Annotated in this window: 3 protein-coding genes; all 3 read left to right on the top strand. The window is 74.6% G+C overall.

Annotated features, from left to right (window positions below):
* On the top strand, positions 1-801 hold an 801-nt coding region (locus tag DD1DGNOD_RS16305), incomplete at its 5' end, for a 2-oxo acid dehydrogenase subunit E2 (RefSeq protein ID WP_131770497.1).
* Entirely contained in the window at positions 802-1839 is a 1038-nt protein-coding gene (locus DD1DGNOD_RS16300; protein ID WP_013873317.1) for an alpha/beta hydrolase, read from the top strand.
* 151 nt (positions 1840-1990) lie between these two features.
* On the top strand, positions 1991-5205 hold a 3215-nt coding region (locus DD1DGNOD_RS16295; RefSeq protein ID WP_206443225.1), incomplete at its 3' end, for a type I polyketide synthase.

Here is a 5205-nt window from a genome sequence, read left to right as displayed (position 1 = left end):
TCACAGGGCTCACAGGCCCGCCACTCGACGGTAACCTACGTGCTCTACGTCGCCGGACGGGTCCTGGCGAACCATCCGGAGGCCAACGCGGCGATCCTCGACGGACGCCGGCCCCGCACGGCGCGCTACCCGGCCGTGCACGGCAAGGTCACCCTGGACAAGACCATCGACGGGCACCGGGTGGTGCTGGCCACCGTCGTGCCGGACCTGGAGCGCCGCAGCCTGGCGGAGATCCAGCGGCACATCGAACGGTTCCGGGACGGCGACCCGGCGACGATGCCCGAGTTCGGTGGGGTGCGGCGGCTGCACGCCGCGCGGAGCTGGACAAAGGCGGCCCGGGCGTTCCGCAGGGTGGTCCGGCCGCTGGAAACCCGGCCGACGGTGTGGGGCACCGTCGCCGTCACCTCCCTCGGCCACCGTCCGGTGGACGGCTTCCACTCGGTCGGCGGCACCACCATCACCCTCGGGCTGGGCCGGACCGTCGATCGCCCGGTCGCGCGCGACGGCCGGGTCGTGGTGGCCCCGGTGCTGCGGCTCAGCCTGGCCTTCGACCATCGGGTGATCGACGGCGCCGAGGCCGCGGACGTGCTCGCCGAGATCAAGGAGGGGCTGGAGACCTTCCCGTGGGCCGTGGCCCCGGCCGCCTCGCGGCCCGCGGCCACTCAGCCCACGAACACCGCGGAGCCCACGAACACCGAGCCAGCCGGCGGACGCACGCCCGTCGGTGTGGCCACGCAGCAGGCACACACGCAGCAGGCACACACGCGGCAGACACAGCAGCCAGGCGGAGGGGATGCATAGATGAGCGACGTCGACGAGCTCAAAAGGCATGTCGCCGCACACGCGGCGACCCTGGGCATCGGCCCGCAGGAGTACCAGGCGCTGACCGCCGGCATCTCCCACGACAGGGTCGGCCCGGGGTCCTGGGTCTACGAATGGTCGCGGGCCGCCGAGGAGCGGGAGGCGGAAGGTGAGCTGCTGACCGCCGCCGCCTTCTACAACTTCGCCCGGTTCCCCTTCGTGGACGGCAACGCACGCCTGGACGCCCTGGAGAACTGCGTGCGCACCATCGAGGAGTGGCGTTACGAGGTGCCCGCCGTGGAACGCCTCGACCTGAAGATCGGCAACGGCACCGTCGGTGCCTGGACCACCGGCCTGGTCGGCCCCGACAGCCCGGCCGGCGGCCAGCGACGACCGCTACTGATCATTACCGGCGGTATCGTCAGCATCAAGGAACAGTGGGTGCCCGTCCTGCTCACCGCGGCCGAGCTGGGCCTGGCCGCGGTCGTCACCGAGCTGCCCGGCGTGGGCGAGAACACCCTGCGGTACACGCCGGAGAGCTGGCGGATATTCCCGGCGATCCTTGACGCGCTGGCCGACTCCGCCGACGTGTCCCGGACGTTCGTGCTGGCCCTGAGCTTCAGCGGGCATCTCGCGCTGCGCTGGGCCGTCGAGGATCCCCGCCTGCGCGGGATCGTCACCGCCGGCGCCCCGGTACGGCACCTGTTCACCGACCGGGCCTGGCAGGACGCCCTGCCCCCCGTGACCCGCGACACCCTCGCCCATCTGGCCGGCGTCGACGTCGGGCTGCTGCCCGACCTGCTGCCCGGGTTCGCGCTGTCCGACCAGGAGCTCACCGCCGTCACCATCCCCGTACGCTACGTGGCCAGCGCCCGTGACGAGATCATCCCGGCACACGACGTGCAGCTCCTGCGGACGCACCTCGCCGACCTGGTGGTCCTCGAACACGACGACGTCCACGGCGCCCCCGGGCACGCCGCCGAGACCCGTGCCTGGACGGTGCAGGCACTGCGGGACCTCCTCGACTCCACTCCGTAACACACGATCCCGCCCCGTGGTCCACCACGTAGCTCCGCCCTGTAGCACACGCCGCGCAGCGCCGCCCCGAGCCGGGCGGCGCCGACGTGTCCGGCCTCGCCGTCCCACCCTCCAAGAGGCGATCCCACCGATCCAAGAGGCGATCCCACCGATGAGTACCGAGCACCGCCAGCAGATCCGCCCCGTTCCCACGGGTGCCCCCAACGGCGCCGCCGACAGCGCCGGCCTCGACACCGGCGTCCCCCACGCCGTCCCCGCCGAGGCCGGCTCCGCCAGCCGGAACGCCCCCGCGGATGACTTTGGAGGTGCCCCGGTGGACGGCATCGTGAACGGCTCCCCGGACGACATCGCCGTCGTCGGCCTGGCCTGCCGGCTGCCGCAGGCGCCCGACCCCGCGGCGCTGTGGCGGCTGCTGCGCGAGGGCCGGGACGCGATCACCGACGTCCCGGAGGGCCGGTGGACCATCCCGGCCGACCCCGCCTTCGACGGGATGCCCCGCCGCGGTGGCTTCCTCGACCGAGTGGACGCCTTCGACGCGCCCTTCTTCGGGCTCTCCCCGGCCCAGGCCGCCGCGATGGACCCGCAGCAGCGGCTGACGCTGGAACTCGGCTGGGAGGCGCTGGAGGACGCCGGGATCGTGCCGGGCCGGCTCGCCGGCAGCCGCGCCGGGGTGTTCATCGGCGCCACCTGGAACGACTACGCGGCGCTGGTGGACCGCGGCGGGCCGGGTGCTCTCAACCGGCACAGCATCACCGGGATCAACCGGGGTGTCATCGCCAACCACCTGTCCTACCTGCTGGGCCTGCACGGGCCGAGCCTGGTGGTCGACTCGGCGCAGTCGTCCGCGCTGGTCGCCGTGCACCTGGCCGTGGAGAGCCTGCGCCGCGGCGAGAGCGACCTCGCCCTGGCCGGCGGGGTGAACCTCGCCCTGACCGCGGAGGGCACCCTGGCCGCCTGGCGCTTCGGCGCGCTGTCACCGGACGGCCGGTCCTACACCTTCGACGAGCGGGCCAACGGCTACGTCCGCGGCGAGGGCGGCGGGGTGGTCGTGCTGCGCCCGCTGTGCAGCGCGCTCGCGGCCGGCAACCCGATCTACTGCGTCATCCGCGGCGGCGCCGTCGTCAACGACGGGGCCACCGAGGGTCTGACGGTCCCCGGGCTGAAGGGGCAGACGGAGACGCTGCGCGAGGCGTACCGGCAGGCCGGCGTCGACCCCCGCACGGTCGACTACGTGGAGCTGCACGGCACCGGCACGGCGGCGGGTGACCCGATCGAGGCGGCGGCCCTCGCCGCTGTGCTCGGCCGCGGCCGGCCCGCCGGCTCGCCGCTGCTGGTCGGCTCGGCCAAGACGAACGTCGGCCACCTCGAGGGTGCCGCCGGCATCGTCGGGCTGCTCAAGGTGGCGCTGAGCCTGCACCACGGCGAGATCCCACCGAACCTGAACTTCGTCCGGCCGAATCCGCGCATCCCACTCGACGAGCTGAACCTGCGAGTGCAGACCGCCCTGACCGAGTGGCCGCGGGCCGCCGGGGACAGGCCGGCGCTCGCCGGTGTCAGCTCCTTCGGCATGGGCGGGACGAACTGCCACGTCGTGGTGTCCGCGCCGCCGGCGGTGACGGGCCACCCCGCCGAGACGGCGCCCGGGCGGCGTCCGACTGCCCGTCCGGCCGGCTCTGGCAGCTCGCCCTCTGTCAGCTCACCCTCGGTCAGCTCACCACCGACCGTCATCTCACAACCGGCTACCTCCTCGCAGCCGGCCGCCGCTGCGGAAACGGACACCGCCTCAGAACCGGCCGTGGTGTCGCGGCCGGTTCCCGCCGTGGTGCCCTGGGTGGTCTCCGCCCGGGGCACGGACGCCCTGCGCACCGCCGCCGGGCGCCTCGCGGACCAGCTTGCCGACCAGCTTGCCGAGGACCAGCCCGTCGACGACCAGCGCGGTGACGACGCCGGCCCCGACAGCGCGCGCCCGGAGCAGCCTGGCCCGGCGGAGTCAGCGGACGCCCCGCCGGAGCCGGCGGGCACGGATCTGGCGGGCCATCCGGTGAGCCATCCAGCGGGCACGGTGGATCCGGTGGACGTGGCCGTGGCGCTGGCGACCACCAGGACGGCGTTCGAGGAACGCGCGGTCGTCATCGGGCGCACCGGCGGCGCATTGCGGGCCGGCCTGCGCGCGCTCGCGGACGACCAGCCGGCCGCGGGCGTGATCCGTGGCCGGAGCCGGCGTACCGCCGACGGCGGGCCGGCAAAGCTGGCCGTGCTGTTCTCCGGGCAGGGCAGCCAGTACCCGGGCATGGGCCGAGGGCTGCACGCCGCCTTCCCCGCCTTCGCCGCCGCCTTCGACGAGGTGGTCGCGCACCTGGACCGGCACCTGGACCGTCCCCTGCGTGACCTGGTGTTCGACGGCCCGGCGGAGACGCTCGCCGTCACCGCGTACACCCAGCCGGCGCTGTTCGCGATCGAGGTCGCGCTGTACCGGCTGGTCGAGAGCTGGGGGATCCGCCCGGACCTGCTGGCCGGGCACTCGGTGGGCGAGCTCGCCGCGGCACACGTCGCCGGAGTGCTGTCGCTGCCCGACGCGGCCGCCCTGGTGGTGGCGCGCGGCACGCTGATGCGGGATCTGCCGCCCGGCGGCGCCATGGTCGCGGTGGAGGCCTCCGAGGAGGAGGTCGCGCCGCTGCTGTCCGGGACGGTCGGCTTCGGCGCCCTCAACGGCCCCCGCGCGGTGGTCGTCTCCGGCGAGCAGGACGCCGTCACCGCGATCGCGGAGCACTTCCGGGCCCAGGGCCGGCGTACCAGCAGGCTCACCGTCAGCCACGCGTTCCACTCGCCGCTGATGGAACCGATGCTGCCGGCGTTCCGGCAGGTCGCCTCGGAGCTGACGTTCGCGGCACCCACCCTGCCGGTGATCTCCAACGTTGCCGGCGCGCCGGCCGGCCCCGGTGACCTGACCACGGCCGACTACTGGGTCGACCACGTCCGGCGGCCGGTCCGGTTCGGCGACGGCATCCGCGCCCTCGCCGCCGAGGGCGTGACCACATTCCTGGAGCTGGGCCCCGGCACCGCGCTCACCGCGCTCACCCGCGAGGTGCTGCGGGACATCACGGACAGACCGGTGGACGGGCCGGCGGACGAGCCGGTACTGGCCGCTGCCCTGCGCCGGGGCCGCGGTGAGCCGGAGTCGCTGGTGACCGCGGTGGCGACCGTCTTCACCGCCGGCACCGCGGTGGACTGGCCGGCGGTGGCCGGCCGGCGCGGCCACCCGACCAGGCGGGTGGAGTTGCCGACCTACCCCTTCCAGCGGCGCCGGCACTGGATCAGCACGCCCACCGCCGGGCCCACCACTGTGTCCACTGCCGGGCCCACCAC

Origin of the sequence: Candidatus Protofrankia californiensis (assembly GCF_900634765.1) — a bacterium.
GTDB lineage: Bacteria > Actinomycetota > Actinomycetes > Frankiales > Frankiaceae > Protofrankia > Protofrankia californiensis.
This window is presented reverse-complemented; position numbering and strand designations above follow the sequence as displayed.